Origin of the sequence: Nocardia jinanensis, assembly GCF_014645735.1 — a bacterium.
In the GTDB taxonomy this organism is placed as follows: Bacteria; Actinomycetota; Actinomycetes; order Mycobacteriales; family Mycobacteriaceae; genus Nocardia; species Nocardia jinanensis.
This window is the reverse complement of sequence record NZ_BMMH01000002.1, coordinates 774965-792135: the sequence shown is the minus strand read 5'-3', so window position 1 is coordinate 792135 and position 17171 is coordinate 774965. Positions and strand designations below refer to the sequence as shown.

Annotated in this window: 15 protein-coding genes; 9 read left to right on the top strand and 6 right to left on the bottom strand. The window is 68.2% G+C overall.

The genetic code is table 11. The annotated features are described in order from the left end of the window. Window positions 1–25 precede the first annotated feature (25 nt). Window positions 26–1051 (top strand): NAD(P)H-dependent amine dehydrogenase family protein, encoded by a 1026-nt coding sequence (locus IEY68_RS08130; protein ID WP_062996792.1) that lies wholly within the window; start codon window positions 26–28, stop codon window positions 1049–1051. Here IEY68_RS08130 and IEY68_RS08125 read toward each other — a convergent pair. Next, window positions 986–1963: a LysR family transcriptional regulator gene (locus IEY68_RS08125; RefSeq protein WP_189094126.1), complete on the bottom strand. Its 978-nt coding sequence runs from the start codon at window positions 1961–1963 to the stop codon at window positions 986–988. The two genes, IEY68_RS08130 and IEY68_RS08125, sit on opposite strands and share 66 nt — an antisense overlap. Before the next feature lie 102 nt (window positions 1964–2065). On the opposite strand from IEY68_RS08125, the gene IEY68_RS08120 reads away from it, so the two are divergent. After that, window positions 2066–2431 (top strand): YybH family protein, encoded by a 366-nt coding sequence (locus IEY68_RS08120; RefSeq protein WP_062996496.1) that lies wholly within the window; start codon window positions 2066–2068, stop codon window positions 2429–2431. A gap of 103 nt (window positions 2432–2534) precedes the next feature. Here IEY68_RS08120 and IEY68_RS08115 read toward each other — a convergent pair whose 3' ends face one another. The 3 genes from IEY68_RS08115 to IEY68_RS08105 all read right to left on the bottom strand — a co-directional run bounded on the left by IEY68_RS08115 (window position 2535) and on the right by IEY68_RS08105 (window position 6699). Continuing rightward, window positions 2535–4490 carry an acetoacetate--CoA ligase gene (locus IEY68_RS08115; RefSeq protein WP_062996498.1) on the bottom strand — a complete coding sequence of 652 codons (1956 nt, stop codon included), beginning with the start codon at window positions 4488–4490 and terminating at the stop codon, window positions 2535–2537. 65 nt (window positions 4491–4555) lie between these two features. Further along, entirely contained in the window at window positions 4556–5302 is a 747-nt protein-coding gene (locus tag IEY68_RS08110) for a 3-hydroxybutyrate dehydrogenase (RefSeq protein ID WP_062996500.1), read from the bottom strand. Continuing rightward, the gene (locus IEY68_RS08105; protein WP_062996502.1) at window positions 5299–6699 is read right to left on the bottom strand and encodes an MFS transporter; all 1401 of its coding nucleotides are present in this window, start codon (window positions 6697–6699) and stop codon (window positions 5299–5301) included. The genes IEY68_RS08110 and IEY68_RS08105 overlap by 4 nt, the downstream gene beginning before the upstream one ends. Window positions 6700–6839: 140 nt before the next feature. Here IEY68_RS08105 and IEY68_RS08100 point away from each other — a divergent pair, with 140 nt between their 5' ends. Further along, window positions 6840–7754: a LysR family transcriptional regulator gene (locus IEY68_RS08100; protein WP_229718659.1), complete on the top strand. Its 915-nt coding sequence runs from the start codon at window positions 6840–6842 to the stop codon at window positions 7752–7754. 14 nt (window positions 7755–7768) lie between these two features. On the opposite strand, the gene IEY68_RS08095 is transcribed toward IEY68_RS08100, so the two are convergent. Continuing rightward, entirely contained in the window at window positions 7769–8617 is an 849-nt protein-coding gene (locus IEY68_RS08095; RefSeq protein WP_062996506.1) for an LLM class F420-dependent oxidoreductase, read from the bottom strand. A gap of 232 nt (window positions 8618–8849) precedes the next feature. Between IEY68_RS08095 and IEY68_RS08090 the strand changes: the two genes are divergently transcribed. Further along, window positions 8850–10052, top strand: coding sequence for a glycoside hydrolase family 76 protein (locus IEY68_RS08090; protein ID WP_189094165.1), 1203 nt, complete (start codon window positions 8850–8852; stop codon window positions 10050–10052). Window positions 10053–10153: 101 nt separating this feature from the next. On the opposite strand, the gene IEY68_RS08085 is transcribed toward IEY68_RS08090, so the two are convergent. Then, window positions 10154–11740, bottom strand: a complete 1587-nt coding sequence (locus IEY68_RS08085) for an ABC-F family ATP-binding cassette domain-containing protein (RefSeq protein WP_373292952.1) — start codon at window positions 11738–11740, stop codon at window positions 10154–10156. Between the two features lie 256 nt (window positions 11741–11996). Here IEY68_RS08085 and IEY68_RS08080 point away from each other — a divergent pair, with 256 nt between their 5' ends. From IEY68_RS08080 to IEY68_RS08060, 5 genes are all read left to right on the top strand, one after another. After that, on the top strand, window positions 11997–12683 hold the full coding sequence (locus tag IEY68_RS08080) for a TetR/AcrR family transcriptional regulator (RefSeq protein WP_063916203.1): 687 nt from the start codon (window positions 11997–11999) through the stop codon (window positions 12681–12683). After that, window positions 12680–14356: an acyl-CoA dehydrogenase family protein gene (locus IEY68_RS08075; RefSeq protein ID WP_062996510.1), complete on the top strand. Its 1677-nt coding sequence runs from the start codon at window positions 12680–12682 to the stop codon at window positions 14354–14356. The genes IEY68_RS08080 and IEY68_RS08075 overlap by 4 nt, the downstream gene beginning before the upstream one ends. Window positions 14357–14767: 411 nt before the next feature. Continuing rightward, window positions 14768–15274, top strand: a complete 507-nt coding sequence (locus tag IEY68_RS08070) for an NADPH-dependent FMN reductase (protein ID WP_062996512.1) — start codon at window positions 14768–14770, stop codon at window positions 15272–15274. Further along, entirely contained in the window at window positions 15271–15771 is a 501-nt protein-coding gene (locus tag IEY68_RS08065) for a flavin reductase family protein (RefSeq protein WP_062996514.1), read from the top strand. The genes IEY68_RS08070 and IEY68_RS08065 overlap by 4 nt, the downstream gene beginning before the upstream one ends. After that, a complete protein-coding gene (locus IEY68_RS08060) occupies window positions 15768–17042 on the top strand; it encodes a bifunctional 3,4-dihydroxy-2-butanone-4-phosphate synthase/GTP cyclohydrolase II (RefSeq protein ID WP_062996516.1) in 1275 nt (424 codons plus the stop codon). The genes IEY68_RS08065 and IEY68_RS08060 overlap by 4 nt, the downstream gene beginning before the upstream one ends. The last annotated feature ends 129 nt before the right edge of the window (window positions 17043–17171 follow it).

Below are 17171 nucleotides of genomic sequence, written 5' to 3'. Positions count from 1 at the left end.
GTGGGGCACCGGCACCGTCGGATCGATGGTGCTGGCCGAGATCCTGCGCCATCCACGGTTCGAGCTGGTCGGGGTCGGCGTGAGCAATCCGGAGAAGATCGGTCTGGATGCCGGTGACCTGTGTGGCGCACCGAAAACCGGAATATCGGCGACCGGTTCGGTCGCCGAGCTGATCGCCCTGCGGCCCGACGCGGTGGTGCACTACGGCCCCACCGCCCAGTTCGCCGACGAGAACATCCGGGTCATCGGTGATTTCCTGCGCGCCGGGATCGATGTGTGTTCCACCGCCATGACGCCCTGGGTGTGGCCGTCGATGGACAAGATCCCCGGTGTCTGGCGCGATCCGATCTCCGAAGCCTGCGCCACCGGCGGGGCGTCCTGTTTCACCACAGGTATCGACCCGGGTTTCGCCAACGATCTGTTCCCGATGACCCTGATGGGGCTGTGCGGTGAGGTGCAGTCGGTGCGTGCTTCGGAGCTGCTGGACTACACCGATTACGAGGGTGATTACGAACTCGAGATGGGCATCGGCAAACCGCCGGAGTACACCGCCCTGCTCGAACACCCCGATCTGTTGATCATGGCGTGGGGTCCGACGGTGCCCATGATCGCGGAGGCCGCCGGGATAGATCTGGAGCGCATCACCACCACCTGGGACAAGTGGGTCACGCCGGTGGATCGTCCGTCGGCGAAGGGCACGGTCCGGGCGGGGACCGTCGCGGCGATCCGGTTCACCGTCAACGGTATTCACCACGACCGGGAGGTGATCACACTCGAACACGTCAACCGGATCGGCCTCGACGCCGCGCCGGACTGGCCTTCGGGCATCCGCGACGATGTCTACCGGGTGGATATCCTGGGCTCCCCGTCGATTTCGCAGGAGACCTCGTTCCGGTTCACCGACGGCTCGGGCCGCACTCCGGCGATCGCGGGGTGCCTGGCGACCGGTATGCGCGCGCTCAATGCCGTCCCGGCCGTCAACAACCTACCGCCCGGCTGGGTGACCGCGCTCGATCTGCCGCTGATCGCCGGGACCGGCACGATCCGCTGACCCGCTGGGAGGCCTGACACCGGCGTCGGGGAATGGCCCGGTGAATGCCCGGCGGCCGTGGGCGAGGAATTCGCGTATCGCCGGATTGTGTGTGTGCTGCCAGACCAGGGCGAGCAGTGCGGGAATCTCGATATCGACGATGGGGCGGGCACTGAGCCGGTCGCTGTAGTGTGCCGCCATCGAGTCGCTGAGGACGGCGACGGCCAGACCGCGAGTGGCGAGATCTGCGATGGTGTCCGCCGCACCGGCCTGCAGCGCGATCACGGGCCGGAGGTTCTGTGCGGCACAGGCCTGGTCGAGTACCGCACGCAGTCCGGTGCCGGCCGGCATGCAGACGAGCGGGTGGGCGCACAGCTCGCGCAGAGTCACTCGGGGCTGTGTCGCCAAGGGATGTCCGGCGGGGACCGCCGCGACGATTCGTTCGCTGGCGACGGTCAGCGCGGGCAATCCCTCCGGTGTGGCAGTGGCCGTGCCGACGAGAGCGAGGTCGAGGACACCGGCGCGTACCGCGTCGACGAGCCGGTCGGAGTTGTCCTCCGACAGCGAGATCTCGACACCGGGGTGGGCGCGGTGAAACGTGGACAGAGCGTCGAACAGCGGTGTGATGGTGCAGCCCATGACCATTCCGACGGTGAGTGTGCCCTGGATCAGGTCGGTGACCTCGCCGACCGCTCGACCCACCGCCGCGGCGGCGGCGAGCGCGGCGCGCGCGTGGTCGAGTGCGGCCTTTCCCGCCACGGTGAGCGTCGCGGTGCGGGTCGTCCGGTCGAACAGGTCGGCGCCGAGCTCTCGTTCCAACTGTCGGATCTGGGCGCTGACACCGGATTGACTGATGTGCACCCGCTCGGCCGCCCGGGTGAAGTTCTGTTCCTCGGCGACCGCGACGAAGTATTCGAGCTGCCTCAATTCCACAACTTCTGATCATAGTTTATATCAGAAGTATCTGTTGGACTTCTGGGTCGTGGCTGAGCACGCTGGGAAGGTACCGAAACAGAACGATCAGGAGGAAAAGCTGTGGCGGAATACGAGAAGGCCCTGCGTCCCGAGGACCTCACCCGCTTGTTCGTCGAACGATCCAACGCCGGTGACGCGGCCGGTGTCGCCGAGCTGTACGAAGAGAACGCGGTCCTGGCCTACCCGCCCGGCAGCCGGACGGTGGGGCGGGAAGCGATCCGCGTGCTGTGGGAGAAAGTCCTGTCCGGACGTCCCCACTTCGAGCCGGAATCGCCGTTGCCGACACTGCACAGCGGAGATATCGCGCTCACTTCCACCCCGCCGAAGGACGGCACCGGCGCCCGGGCACAGGTTGTCCGGCGTCAGCCGGACGGCAGCTGGCTGCGCCTGCTCGACCAGCCCGAATTCGTCCCTCCCGCCGGGTGAGCGGGTTCGGGAAGGTCTGATCGCCGCATGACATCGGCCCCGGGCCGCAGGAGCACGAGTCCTGCTACGCCCGGGGCCGGCGGCGAGCCTTCGCGCAGCAGTCTCAGCTGCCCCGGCTCGGACGGATCGTGCGATACCAGTCGAGCAGGTCCGGGTGGTCCACCGCGCTACGGTCGACGACGTGGTCCGGGTCGGCGCCCTGGAGCAGCTTCTTGATCGGTACCTCCAGTTTCTTACCCGTGCGGGTGTGCGGGATACCCGGGGCCTGGATTATCTCGTCGGGGACGTGGCGGGGTGATACCTCGGTGCGGATGGTGGCGGCGATGCGCGATATCAGTTCTCCGGTGAGTTCGGCACCGGGCGCCGGCACCACGAACAACGGCATCCAGTATCCGCCGTCGGGTTGTTCGACGCCGATCACCAGTGCCTCGGCGATCTCGGTCAGCCGTTCGACGGACTGATAGATATCCGCGCTACCCATCCGGATACCGTGCCGGTTGAGTGTGGAGTCCGAACGGCCGTGCACGATCACACTGTGGCGATCGGTGACGGTGATCCAGTCGCCGTGCCGCCACACGCCGGGGAACATATCGAAATACGCTTCGTGATAACGCTTCCCGTCCTCGTCGCGCCAGAAGCCGACCGGCATCGACGGCATCGGTGCGGTGATGACGAGCTCGCCCACCTCGCCGCGCACCGGCCGCCCGGCCGGGTCGTAGGCGTCGAGCGCGACACCGAGGTAGGGTGCCGACAGCTCGCCCGGCCATACGGGCACGGTCCGCACGCCGCCGGCGAACGCCGACACCACATCGGTGCCGCCGCTGATCGAGGAGACCTGGACGTGTTCGCCGACGTTCTCGCTCAGCCACAACGCCGAGGAGGCCGGTAGCGCGGAGCCGGTGATGCCGACGGTGCGCAGCGCGGACAGATCGTGCTCGGCGCGTGGTACAGATCCCGCTTTACCGCAGGCCAGCACGTAGCCGGGGCTGGCGCCCAGAACGGTGGCACCGACATCGGCGGCGATTCGCCACAACGCGTCCGGGGCCGGCGCGGTGGGGCTGCCCTCGTAGGTGATGATGGTCGCCCCGGCCAGCAGCCCCGCGACCTGGAAGTTCCACATCATCCAGCTCGGGCTGGTGTACCAGAAGAATGTGTCCTCGGATCCGATATCGAAGTGCAGCGCCACGGCTTTGAGGTGTTCCAGCAATACACCGCCGTGTCCGTGCACGATGCCCTTGGGCAGGCCGGTGGTGCCCGAGGAGAACACGATCCACAGCGGATGGTCGAAATCGACCGGTTCGGTGGTGATCATCGCGTCCGGCGGCCCGGTGCCGGCGCGGATCGCGTCGTCCCACGACATCGTGCCCGGCACGCCGAGGCCGAGCCGGGGAACCACGACCGTGCCCCGCAGCGAGTCCAGGCCCGCTCGCATCGCGGCGATATCGTCGCGTTTATCGTGGGCCCGGCCGCCGAAGCGGTAGCCGTCGGCGGTGATCAGGACCGTGGGTTCGAGCTGTCCGAGCCGGTCCAGCGCGGCTTTCGGCGAATAGTCCTGGCCGCAGGCGCTCCAGACCGCTCCGAGGCTCGCGGTGGCGAGGAACGCGACGACCGCCTCCGCGATATTCGGCAGATATCCCGCCACGCGATCGCCGGGCCGGACGCCCAGGGTGCGTAACGTCCGGGCGAGGGCGGCGGTGTGGTCGATCAGCTCCGCCCAGGAGATCTCGCGAATCGGGCCGTCCTCGCCGACCGCTCTGATCGCGGGCCGGTCGGGCTGTATCCGGCGAACCACGTGATCGACGTAGTTGAGCCTCGTGCCGGGGAACCAGCGCGCGCCCGGCATCTCCGCCCGTGCCAGTACCTCGCCGCCGATCTCACCGAGCTGGAAGTAGTCCCAGAGCGCATGCCAGAACCCGGCGAGATCCTCGATCGACCACCGCCACAGCGCGTGATAGCCGTCGGCGCGCACCCCGGTGCGCTCGGCCACGAATCGCGCGAAATCGGTGACCCTGGCGTCGGCCACATCCTGTTCGGTCGGCACCCACAGCGGTCGCATCATGTCTCTCCCTGGCAGTGGAACTGGTGATCAGCGGTTCGGGCCACCCGCGCGGGTGGAGCGTGCCCTCATCGCGCGCTCCACCCGCCGTCCATCGTGTAGGCCGCGCCGGTGACCATCGCGGCCTCGGGGGACGCGAGCCAGCTCACGAGGGAGGCGACCTCGTCCGGTTCGACGAGACGTTTGATCGCGCTCTCGGTGAGCAGGATCTTCGCCAGCACCTCCTGCTCCGGGATGCCGTGCGCCGCAGCCTGGTCCGCGATCTGCTCGTCCACCAGCGGAGTGCGCACATAGCCGGGGTTGACGCAGTTGCTCGTCACACCGTGCGGGCCGCCCTCCAGCGCGGTCACCTTCGACAACCCCTCCAGCCCGTGTTTGGCAGTCACATAGGCGACTTTGTACGCGGAGGCCCGCAGACCGTGCACCGAGGAGATATTGACGATTCGCCCCCACCCTTGCCGGTACATATGCGGCAGGGCAGCGCGCACCAGCAGAAACGGTGCCTCCACCATCAGCGTCTGCAGAGCGCGGAACCGTTGTGGCGCGAACTGCTCGATCGGGCCGATGTGCTGCACCCCGGCGTTGTTCACCAGGATGTCGGTGCCGAGTGCCAGATCCTCCAGTGCCGCCACGTCGAGCAGGTCCACGGTCCACGGTATGCCGCCTACCTCCCGGGCCACGGTTTCGGCGCCGGCCTCGTCGATATCGGCCACCGTGACATTGGCGCCGCGGGCCGCGAGCGCCCGGGCGCACGCCGCGCCGATACCGCTCGCGCCGCCGGTGATCAGGGCGCTACGCCCCGCCAGATCGCTCATCGTGCCGACACTTCGTCGGTGCGCGCGCCCAGGCTCTCGGCGTCGGCGCGGTCGATACTCTCCAGGGCCAGCCCCTTCGTTTCGCGGGCGGCGACTACCGCGACAGCGCTGACCGCCGCCGCGCCGGCCAGATACCAGGCGATCGGTGCCGCGGAACCGTAGGTGTCGAGCAGCTTGACGGCGATGATCGGCGCGAGCGATCCGGCCACGATCGAGGTCACCTGATAGCCCAGGGACACACCGGAATAACGCATCCGGGTCGGGAACATCTCGGCCATGATCGCGGGTTGCCCGGCGTACATGAAGGCATGGAAGACCAGACCGATGATGATGGCGGACAGGATGATCACGTGGTTACCGCTGTCCATCATCGGGAAGGCGAAGAAACCCCAGGTGCCCGCGGTCAGCGCGCCGACCATATAGATCGGGCGCCGGCCGAAGCGGTCGGACAGGTTGCCGACCAGCGGGATCACCATGAAGTGCACCGCATGCGCGGCGAGCAGCCACCACAGGATCTCGGTGGTGTCGGCGTGCACCTCCACCTTCAGATAGGTGATGGTGAAAGTGACCACCAGGTAATACATGATGTTCTCGCCGAAACGCAGTCCCATCGCGGTGAGCACGCCGCGCGGGTAGCGGCGCAGCACCTCCACAACGCTCAGCGAGGTGGCCTCGAGGGCCTCGGCTTCCTGCTGCGCCGCGACGAAGATGGGTGCGTCGGTGATCTTGGTGCGGATGTAGTAGCCGACCAGTACCACCACCGCCGACAACCAGAACGCGACACGCCAGCCCCAGCTGAGGAACGCGTCGTCGGACAGTGTGGAGGTCAGCACCAGCAGCACCACCGTGGCCAGCAGATTGCCCGCGGGAACCCCCGCCTGCGGCCAGCTGGCCCAGAAACCGCGGCTGCGGCTCGGACTGTGTTCGGCGACGAGCAGTACGGCGCCGCCCCATTCGCCGCCCACCGCGAAACCCTGGATGAAACGCAAGGTCACCAGCAGGGCCGGCGCCCAGTATCCGATCTGCCCGAAGGTGGGCAGACAACCCATCAGGAAGGTCGCGGCGCCCACTAGGACGAGACTCAGTTGCAGCAGCTTCTTGCGGCCGTACTTGTCGCCGTAATGGCCGAAGACCACGCCGCCCAGCGGGCGTGCCGCGAAACCGACCGCGTAGGTGACGAACGCCGCGAGAATCGCGTCGAGATCGCTGGTGCCCGCGGCGAAGAACACCTTGCTGAACACGAGCGTGGCGGCGGTGCCATAGAGGAAGAATTCGTACCACTCCACGACGGTGCCCGCCATCGACGCGGCCACCACGCGCCGCAGACCCCCGGCCGTCCCGCCGGGATCGGCGTCCTTCGCTCCGGCCGGGTCGGACCCGGCGGTGTGCTCCCTCATCGCACTACTCCTTCGTGCCTGGGGCCACACGTCGGACTCGATGTGACGGCCCCCACAATAAACGGCTGTCTCGAGTATTCGTGCAGAGGTAAGGCGCCGCAATGACCACTTCCGCAGCAGTGATGTGCAAAAATGCAGATATGAGCACGGCGTTTTCGGGTCGTCCCAGCGCGGACGACCTTCTGGTACTCCTGGCCGTCGGGCGTTCCGGCCGATTCGTGACCGCGGCCGAGGAACTCGGCCTGAACCACACCACCATCTCCCGGCGGATCGCCGGGCTGGAGCAGACCCTCGGCGGCCGGGTACTCACGCGGGTGACCGGCGGCTGGGAACTGACCGATCTCGGCCGGGAAGCGCTGGCCGCGGCCGAGGCGGTGGAGTCGGCGGTGAAATCGCTCGCGGCGGACGCGGACGGAAACCGGCTACTGGAGGGCGTGGTCCGGATCTCGGCGACCGACGGCTTCAGCGCCTATATCGCCGCGCCCGCGGCGGCACGGGTGCGGCGGGATCATCCGAACGTGGCGGTCGAGATCGTGGCGACCACCAGGCGGGCGTCGCAACATCGTTCCGGGCTCGATCTCGAGATCGTCGTCGGCGAGCCACAGGTGCGCCGGGCAACAGCCACTCAGCTGGCGGACTACCGTCTAGGCCTCTACGGATCCAGCGAATACCTGCGTGAACACGATGCTCCCGCGACGGTCGAGGATCTGGCCGGGTACCCGCTGGTGTACTTCATCGATTCCATGCTCCGGGTCGACGACCTCGACCTGGCCTCCGGATTCGTCCCCGGTATGCGCGAATCCGTTACCTCGACAAATGTTTTTGTGCACGTCGAGGCGACGCGCGCATCCGCCGGACTGGGCCTGCTGCCCTGTTTCATGGCCGACCGTCACCCCGATCTGGTACGCGTCCTGGCGGATTCGGTGGCCGTGACTCTCGGCTACTGGCTGGTCGCCCGTGCCGAGACGCTGCGCCGTCCGGAAGTCGCCGCGGTGGTCGCGGCGATCCGGTCGGTACTGGACGAGCAGCGCGGCACCCTCCTCGGCCGAGAGTGAGCGCTATGCCGTGTTCACGAGGCGAGCCCCGAATCCCGGATGGCCTCGGCCAGCGGTTCCAGCACTGCCGGATCGTGCGGCGGCGGCAGGTAGATGATCGCGAGTTCCAGGCCCTCCGCGCCCAGCGCGGCCGCCCAGTCGATCAGCTCGCCGTAGCCGAGCTGCGGGTCCAGCCGCTTCTGCGCCGAGAGCGTGATCTCCTTCGGGTCGCGACCGATATCGGCACAGTGGGCTGCCAATACATCACGCTTGCGAGCGAACTCCTCGGTGGTTCCGTTGACGAAGTTCCAGTGCTGGGCGTAGCGGGCGGTGATGCGGAGGGTGCGCTTCTCGCCGTTGCCGCCGATGCAGATCGGGGGATGCGGGCGCTGCGGACCCTTGGGTTCGTTCCGGGCGGCGGTCAGTTGGTAGAACTTGCCGTCGAAATCCGTGGTCTCCCGGCTCAACAGGCCGATGAGGACCTGGCAGGCCTCCTCGAACCGGTCGAGACGTTCGGTGATCGTGCCGAGCGGAATACCGTAGGCACCGGACTCCTCCTCGTTCCAGCCGGCGCCGATGCCGAGTTCGAGACGGCCGCCGGAGATGACGTCGAGGGTGGCGGCCATATTGGCCAGCACCGCGGGATGCCGGTAGTGCACGCCGGTGACCATCGTGCCGAGACGCAGGCGTTCGGTGGCCTGTGCGAGCGCCGTCAAGGTGGTCCAGCCCTCGAGGCACGGGCCGGTGGAATCGGAGAAGATCGGATAGAAGTGGTCGAAGGTCCATCCGGATTCGTAGATCTCGATATCGTCGGCGGCCCGCCAGACGGCCAGCATATCGGCCCAGGTGGTGTCCTGTGGCGAGGTCTTGAACGCGAATCGCATGACACCAGGCTAGAAGTTGGAGCTCACTCCAGGTCAAGCCCGATTCGCGGCCGAGCCGCTGAGCTTGCTGGTGACCCGACACGGTGCGTGGCCCACTACGTGCCGTCGGCCGACGGTGGTGCTGGTCACCGCGGTCGAGTTCTGTCGTGCTGCCGGAGCCGTGGCGGGATAGGCTCCGGCTGTCCGGTGTCCATCTCCGAGGATCGTTGTTCAGTTGGAGGAGTCCGAGCGGATGGATCGCCGGATGGGGATGAGCCGACGCAGCGTGCTGTGTGCCGCGGGATCGGGAATCGCGCTCACCGTACTGGCACAGCCGATACAGGCGGGAACGATCACGCGGCAGATATCGACCGGTCCCGATGAGTCCGGGAAGCGGGCGGACCTGGCGGAACAGGCGATCGTGACGCGGCACGTGCGAACGCTGTGGGGTATGCGGCGGATGCGGCTGGGTACGCTCACCTGGCCCGGCTATCTACCCGGACAGTCGTTCGCGCAGTGGCACTACTGGTGGCAGGCCCATTTGCTCGACTGCGCTGTCGATGCCGCGCACCGCGCCCGCACTCCCGAGCGCATCGACCGGGTCGTATCTCTCGCGCGCGGTATCCGCACCCGGAATCTCACCGGCTGGACCAACCGGTACTACGACGATATGGCGTGGCTGATGCTGGCGCTGGAACGGGCCGACCGGTTGCTCGGCGTCCGATTCGGTGACGCTGTCGGCGAGTTGCGCATCGCATTGCTCGCCGGATGGAACACCGCCGTCGGCGCGCTGCCCTGGCGGGTCGGCGACGACTATTACAACACCCCCGCCAACGGTCCGGCCGGTATCGCGCTGGTGCGTTCGGGTGACCTCGCTCGCGCCCGGCAACTCGCCGATTTCCTGTACACACGGTTGCGTGACAACGGCAGCGGCCTCGTGCTCGACGGCGTTCACGAACCCGGTGGACGAGTGGATCGTACGATTTACACCTACTGCCAGGGGGTAGCCATCGGACTCGAAACCGAACTGGCCGTGCGTACCGGTGAATCCGTGCATTACCGCCGCGCGGCCGCGCTCGTCGCCGCGGCCGAATCCGGGCTCACGGACGCGGGAGTCATCGTCGCGGCCGCGGGGGACGATACCGGGCTGTTCATGGGTATTCTCGCGCGCTATCTCGCCGTAGCCGCAGTTTCGCTGGGCGACCCCACCGCCGCGGAAGTCGTGCGCGCTTCCGCGCGGGCGGCCTGGGAAAACCGCGCCGAAGTGGACGGGCTACCGCTGTTCGGCGCGGACTGGAGCCGCGCGGTTACCGAACCGGGGCGTCCGGAGTCCTTTCCCCTGCTCACGGACTCGGCAGCCGCTGTCTCGTCGAACCTGAGCCGCGATCTCTCGGTACAGCTGAGCGGCTGGATGCTGCTGGAAGCCGACTACCGGCTCACCGCCGCCGGATTGTGAGGGGGCTTTCCGAGTACCGCGACGACCGCGAGCCGGGACACCGGCTCGCGGTCTCCTGATCCTCGCGGCCGGGTGGCCGAGCCCGAGGCGGGCTTTGTGGGTTACTCCTCGGTGAGCTGTCCGCCGGACATATGCCAGCGGCGGGTCGCGCGCACGGAGTCCAGCATGCGGCGGTCGTGGGTGACCAGCAGGAGTGTGCCGGTGAAGGATTCGACGGCCTGCTCGAGCTGTTCGATAGCGGGCAGATCCAGGTGGTTGGTCGGCTCGTCGAGGACGAGCAGGTTCACGCCGCGAGCCTGGAGCAGGGCGAGCGCGGCGCGGGTGCGCTCCCCGGGAGACAAGGTGTCGCAGGCGCGGTTGACGTGTGGGCCGCGCAGGCCGAATTTGGCCAGCAGGGTACGCACTTCGGCATCGGGCCAGTCCGGCATCGCCGCGCCGAAGGTGGCGGCGAGGGTCGCGTCACCACGGAACAGGCCGCGCGCCTGGTCGACTTCGCCGACGTGCACTCCCGAACCGAGTGCGGCAGTGCCGGAATCAGGGCGGAGCTTGCCGAGCAGCAGGGCGAGCAGGGTGGATTTGCCGGAGCCGTTCGGACCGGCCAGGACGATGCGGTCGGCCCACTCGATCTGGGTGGTCACCGGGCCGAGGGTGAAATCGCCCCGTGTGACAGTGGCATTACCGGCGGTCGCGACGACGGAACCGCTGCGCGGAGCCGTCGCGATCGCCATCCGCAGGTCCCATTCCTTGCGCGGCTCCTCGACCACGTCGAGCCGTTCGATACGCCGCTGGGTCTGGCGGGCTTTGGCGGCTTGTTTCTCGGTGGACTCCGCGCGCATTTTGCGGCCGGCCTTGTCGGAATCGTTCTTGCTCTTGCGGCGCGCGTTGCGGACACCGTGTTCGAGCCAGTTGCGTTGCCTCTGCGCCCGGGATTCCAAACCGGATCTGGTATCTGCGTATTCGTCGTAGGCCTCGCGGGCGTGGCGGCGCGCGATCTCGCGTTCTGTCAGGTAGGAGTCGTAGCCCCCGTCGTAGAAACCGACCTGCTGCTGGGCGAGGTCGAGTTCGAGTACGCCGTTCGCGGTGCGGGTCAGGAACTCCCGGTCGTGGCTGATGATCATCAGCGGGGTCCGGACACCGGTGACGAAGCGTTCGAGGCGTTCGAGTCCGTCGAGGTCGAGGTCGTTGGTGGGTTCGTCGAGCAGCAGGATGTCGAAACGCGAGAGCAGGACCGAGGCGAGACCGGCACGGGCGGCCTGTCCGCCGGACAGGCCCGTCATCGGCGTGTCCAGCCCGCCGGCCAGGTTGTCGGTCAGTCCGAGGTCGGCGGCGACCTCCTCGGCCCGCTGATCGAGGTCGGCGCCGCCGAGGGCGAGCCAGTGTTCGAGCGCGGGGGAGTAATCGTCGGCGCCGCCGTCGCCGAGGCGTTCGGCCGCCGCGTCCATGACCTGCTGGGCGGCTGCGACGCCGGTTCGGCGAGCGAGGAATCCGAGTACGGTCTCGCCCTCGACGCGTTCGGGTTCCTGAGCGAGGTAGCCGACGGTGGCGTCGGGCGGGCTCAGCGTGATCGTGCCCTCGTCCGGGGCGCCGCCGGCGAGCATCCGCAACAGGGTGGATTTGCCTGCACCGTTGACGCCCACCAGACCGATCACATCGCCGGGGGCGAGGGTGAAGTCGAGGTCGGCGAACAGGGTGCGTTCGGCGTGCCCGGCCGCTAGACCGCTGGCCTGCAATGTTGCGCTCACCAGGGGTATTCTGCCCGCCTCGGTCGCGGCGCCCGGATCTGGCCCGTCCGGTAGGCGGGTGGAGACCGGTTGACGGCGTCCCGCCGGTGTCGGTCGAGTGCGCCCATTTCTCCGGGCGTTGCCGCGGGTCGGGTTTCGGTCTACAGTTCACGTACTAAGAATTGAATCGTGATTCAAAGCTTACTGGAGGGAGTTCGGGCAAGTGGTGTACCGGCCGACGGAGAAGACGCGCGCCGCCCGGGCGCAGCGGCGGGCCGCGCTCCTGAAAGAAGCCACCGAACTGGTCGCGACCGGTGGGTTCGCCGCCGCCACCGTCAAGGCGATCGCCGAGCGCAGCGGGCTCAGCGTGGGCACGGTGTACTCCTACTTCGACGGCAATACCGACCTGCTCGCCGCGGTCTTCCGGGCCGGTGCGGATCAGGAGCTCGCGGTGATCGAAGCGGCGGTCAGCCGCGCGGACGACGCGCCCGCCCGGGTGCGCGCTCTGGTCGAGACGTTCGCGATGCGGGCGATCCGCGGCAGGCAACTGGCCTGGTCGCTGCTGTTCGAGCCCGTCGACCCTCGGATCGAAGCCGAGCGCCTGACCTACCGGGCCGCCTACCACCGGCTGACCACCGAGATCCTGCGGGAGGGCATCGAGGCGGGGGTGTTCGGGGACCAGCATCTCGGTGTCACCGCGGCAGCGCTGATCGGCGCCGTCAGCGAATCACTCACCGGCCGGCTCTCCCCGAGCCACGCCGTGACCGCCGACGAGGAGGCCGACGACCGCCGCATCGTGGAGTCGATCCTGCGGTTCTGCTTCCACGGCATCGACTACACCGGTGACGCGGCCCGCCGCGCCCCGGACGCACCGCAACCGACTCCGCATACCGATGGGACACCCTCATGACAGCCATCGCCCCCGCGGGATTCCGCACCCATGAGGTGTTCAACCAGGCGCCGCCGCGCACCGGCGTGAACGAGTACACCTCGAATATCCCGCTGGTCGAGGGAGTTTCCCGGCACGACGCCGCGTGGGCGACCGAAGCACTGATCGACATCGGCGAGCTGGTGGGCACCGAATCCTTCCAGCACGACGCCGAGCTGGCGAACACCGTCACCCCGGTCTTCCGGTCCCACGACAGGTACGGCAACCGGATCGACGAGGTCGAATACCACCCCTCCTACCACCGGATCATCGGCGCCGCGGTGGCGCACGGCGCCCATACCGCGGCATGGGCGGATCCGAAGCCCGGTGCGAATATCGCGCGAGCCGCGACATTCATGTTGTTCTCGCAGGTGGAGGCGGGCCATGCCTGTCCGGTCTCGATGACCCACTCGGTGGTTCCGGCGCTGGAGTTCTCGCCCGAGATCGCGCAGACCTGGTTGCCGCGGCTCTACAGCCGCGGCTACGACGGCCGCCTGCGGCCTCCCGGTGAGAAGCCCGGTGTGCTCTTCGGTATGGCGATGACCGAGAAGCAGGGTGGCTCCGACGTCCGGGTGAACACCACCCGCGCGGTCCCGAATTCGGACGGTAATTGGTCGCTGACCGGGCACAAATGGTTCTGCTCGGCCCCCATGTCCGACGGATTCCTGATCCTCGCGCAGGCACAGGACGCCTACCTGCCCGGCAATGAGGCGACCCTGTCGTGCTTCCTGGTACCGCGGGTGCTCGCGGACGGCACGCGTAACGTATTCCGGATCCAGCGCCTCAAGGACAAGCTGGGCAACAAGTCCAACGCGTCCTCGGAGATCGAACTCGACGGCACCGTGGGCTATCTCGTCGGTGAGCCGGGCCGCGGGGTACGCACCATCATCGAGATGGTCGCCCGTACCCGCCTGGACTGCGTCTACGGCTCGACCGCCGGGATGCGGCAGTCCGTCGCCGAGGCGTTGTGGCATATCCGGCACCGCTCCGCCTTCGGCGCGACATTGATCGACCAGCCCGCCATGACCGCGGTCGCCGCCGATCTCGCGCTCGAATCCGAGGCCGCCACCGTCACCGCGCTACGACTCGCTCGCGCCCACGACGCGGACGCCGACGCGAGCGAGAAGGCATTCCGCCGCCTGGCCACCGCGGTCTCGAAATATTGGATCTGCAAACGCGGCCCGCACCACGCCTACGAGGCCCTCGAATGTCTGGGCGGTAACGGTTACACCGAATCGTTCCCGCTGGCGCGGCGGTACCGGGAGCAGCCGGTCATGGCGGTATGGGAGGGGTCGGGCAATGTCATCGCCCTGGACGTGCTGCGGGCGATGACCCGCGAACCCGAGTCGGTACAGGCATTCGACGCCGAACTCGCGCGGGCGCGCGGTGCCTCCGTCCTGTTCGACCGTCAGCACGACCGTATGCGCACCGCGCTCACCGAACTATCGGTGCTCTCGCCGGACCGGGCGCAGTTGCGGGCCCGGGCGGTCGCGTCGTCGATGGCGCTGGGACTGCAGGCGTCACTGCTGCTGCGCTACTCACCGACGGCGGTCGCGGAGGCGTTTCTCGCGGCGCGACTGGGCGAGGATCGTGATCTGCAGTACGGATCCCTGCCTGCCGGGACCGATTTCGCCGCCGTTCTCGATCGGCACTGAGCGCGACGGTATACCCGGCCGGCCGATCGTCGTGCGCGGATCGCCGGGTCGGCGTACCGCGCGGCCGACCCGATGGCGCGCCGGCCGGTCGGTGGGTGCGCTGTTCGAGGCGTTCCTCGGCGGCGGTGACCCGGCCGTTCGGCGACCGCCTTCCCGCTCGCCGGCCGAACGCCCGGTACCTCTCGGCCCGGATACCGCGATCGTGGTGCCGGACTGTGCGCACGGCACCGGCGGTTTCGCGCGCCGACGAGGTTTTTCCTGGCGGCCACCGGCAGGTGCACCGCGCTCACCTGCGCTTTCCTCGGCGACCGACCGGCGAAATGAGGCGGCCACCGGCAGGTTTCATCACCGACATCGCCTGCGTATCCAATGGAGTCGCAAGTAGATCGACGAGGTACCGAGGAGTGGGTCGTGAAGGTAACCGTCGTTGCGGGAAACCCGAAACCGCAGTCGCGAACATTGGACGCGGCGCGGCTGCTGGCGGCCGCGGCAACCGGCCGCGACGCCGATGAGATCGTCGATGTGATCACCCTGGGGCCGGGTCTGCTGGGTTGGGGCGACGAAGGCGTCGCCGCCGCCGTGGAGAAGACCCGGGTGTCCGATCTGGTGGTGTTCGCCAGCCCGACCTTCAAGGGCAGCTTCACCGGAGTATTGAAACTCTTTCTGGACCAGTTCGCGACCGGTTCCGGCTTGCGGGATGTGGTCGCGATCCCACTCATGCTCGGCGCCGGCCCCGGGCACGCGATGGCCCCGATGTATCTCGAGCAGGTGCTGCGGGAACTGGGCGCGACTCTGCCCGCACCAGGCCTCTACCTGCTGGATTCGGAGTACGCGACGAGTTCGGCGATCGCGGACTACGCGGCACGATGGGGCTCGGTGCTGAAGGTATCGGTGCCGGACCGGACGGACGCGCGATGACGGCGGCGGCGGTCCCGTTCGATCAGGTCGCACTACGCCGGGCGTACGGCCGTTTCCCCAGCGGCGTCGTGGCGTTGTGCGCGGTCGTCGGCGGTGAATACGTCGGGATGGCGGCGAGCAGCTTCGTGACGGTTTCGCTGGACCCGCCGTTGGTGGCGTTCTGTGTCCAGCGGACCTCGACCACCTGGCCGAGGCTGCGCACCGGGGCACAGCTCGGAATCAGTGTCCTGGGCGAGGACCATCAGGACGCGGCACGCGCGTTGGCCGCCAAGGACCGGGACCGCTTCGCGGGGTTGGCGACCCGGTCCACCGAGGCCGGGGCACTGTTCGTCGAAGGCGCGAGTATGTGGATGGAGGCGGTGGTGACCGAGGAGATGCCCGCCGGTGACCACGACATCGTGCTGATGGCAGTGAGCGGGTTCGAGATCGCGGGGGAGATCGCGCCGATGGTGTTCCACGGCAGCAAGTTCCGCCGTCTGGTTCAGGAGAGCGAATGAGTGTGTTCGACGCGGCAATCGACGCGCTGCGTGCGGGTCGTCCGGTGCTGGTGACCGATGCCGCGGATCGGGAGAACGAGGGCGATATCGTCCTCGCGGCGGACCGGGTCGGTACGGAATGGATCGCGTGGACGGTGCGCAACACTTCGGGGCTGCTGTGCGCGCCGATGACCGCCGAACGCGCCGACGCCCTCGACCTGCCGGCGATGGTGGCCCACAACGAAGATCCGAAGTCGACCGCCTACACCGTGACTGTCGATGCCGCGCGGGGTGTTTCGACCGGGATCTCCGCCGCGGACAGAGGGCATACGCTGCGGCTGCTCGCCGCGGCGGAGGCCGGCCCGGCGGATTTCACCCGCCCCGGACATGTGCTGCCGCTGCGGGCTCGCCCCGGCGGGGTACTCGAACGACCCGGCCATACCGAGGCCGCGGTGGACCTGTGCACGCTGGCCGGTCTTCCGGCGGTCGGTGTGATCGCCGAACTCGTCGCCGACGATGGGTCGATGATGCGTTATCCGCAGGTGGCGGCGCTGGGCACCCGGATGGGTCTGCCGGTTCTGACGATCGCGGAACTCGCCGAGTATCGCCGCCGCCACGATCCGGACCGCTGGGAGGTGGCCCCGCGGGTTCGCCGTGGCGCGGAAACCGTCCTGCCTACGCTGTCCGGGGAGCTGCGAGCCATCGGCTACCAGGACACCGAAACCGGTGCCGAGCACATCGCGCTCCTCTCCGGCGATGTGCACCGGGGCGCGCCGCTGGTGCGGGTGCACTCGGAATGCCTCACGGGCGAGGCCTTCCACTCCCGGCGTTGCGAGTGCGGGCCACAGCTGGACGCGGCGCTCGACCGGATCCGTCGCGACGGCGGGGTGGTGGTGTACCTGCGTGGCCACGAAGGGCGCGGTATCGGACTGCTGAAGAAGCTCGCGGCCTACCGGCTGCAGGACCGGGGGCTGGATACGGTCGAGGCGAATATCGAACTCGACGAGCCGGTCGACGGCCGCGAGTACGGTGCCGCCGCGGCCATCCTGCGCGACCTCCGCATCGATCGGGTCCGCGTGCTGACGAACAATCCGGACAAGGTCCGGGGACTACAGACCGCGGGCATAGATATCGCCGAGCGCATTCCCTTGGTCGTCGGAGTGGCGGCGTCGAATGTGCGTTATCTCGACGCCAAACGGCGGCGGATGGGACACCTCTTCGACGCCGCCGCGGCCGGAGAATTCGACCTACGTCACCGTGCGGTATCCGGTGGAAGAGTGCCGGAGCAGTGAAAAACACAGGTAACGGGCTTATCGTTCGCTGATTTCGGACAATTTCCACCTGCGTCACGCGGCGTAATTCTTTTGTCACCCGGTGTCGAAAGACTGCTCTGCGTCGACGCTACGCCGGTAAAGGCAGGC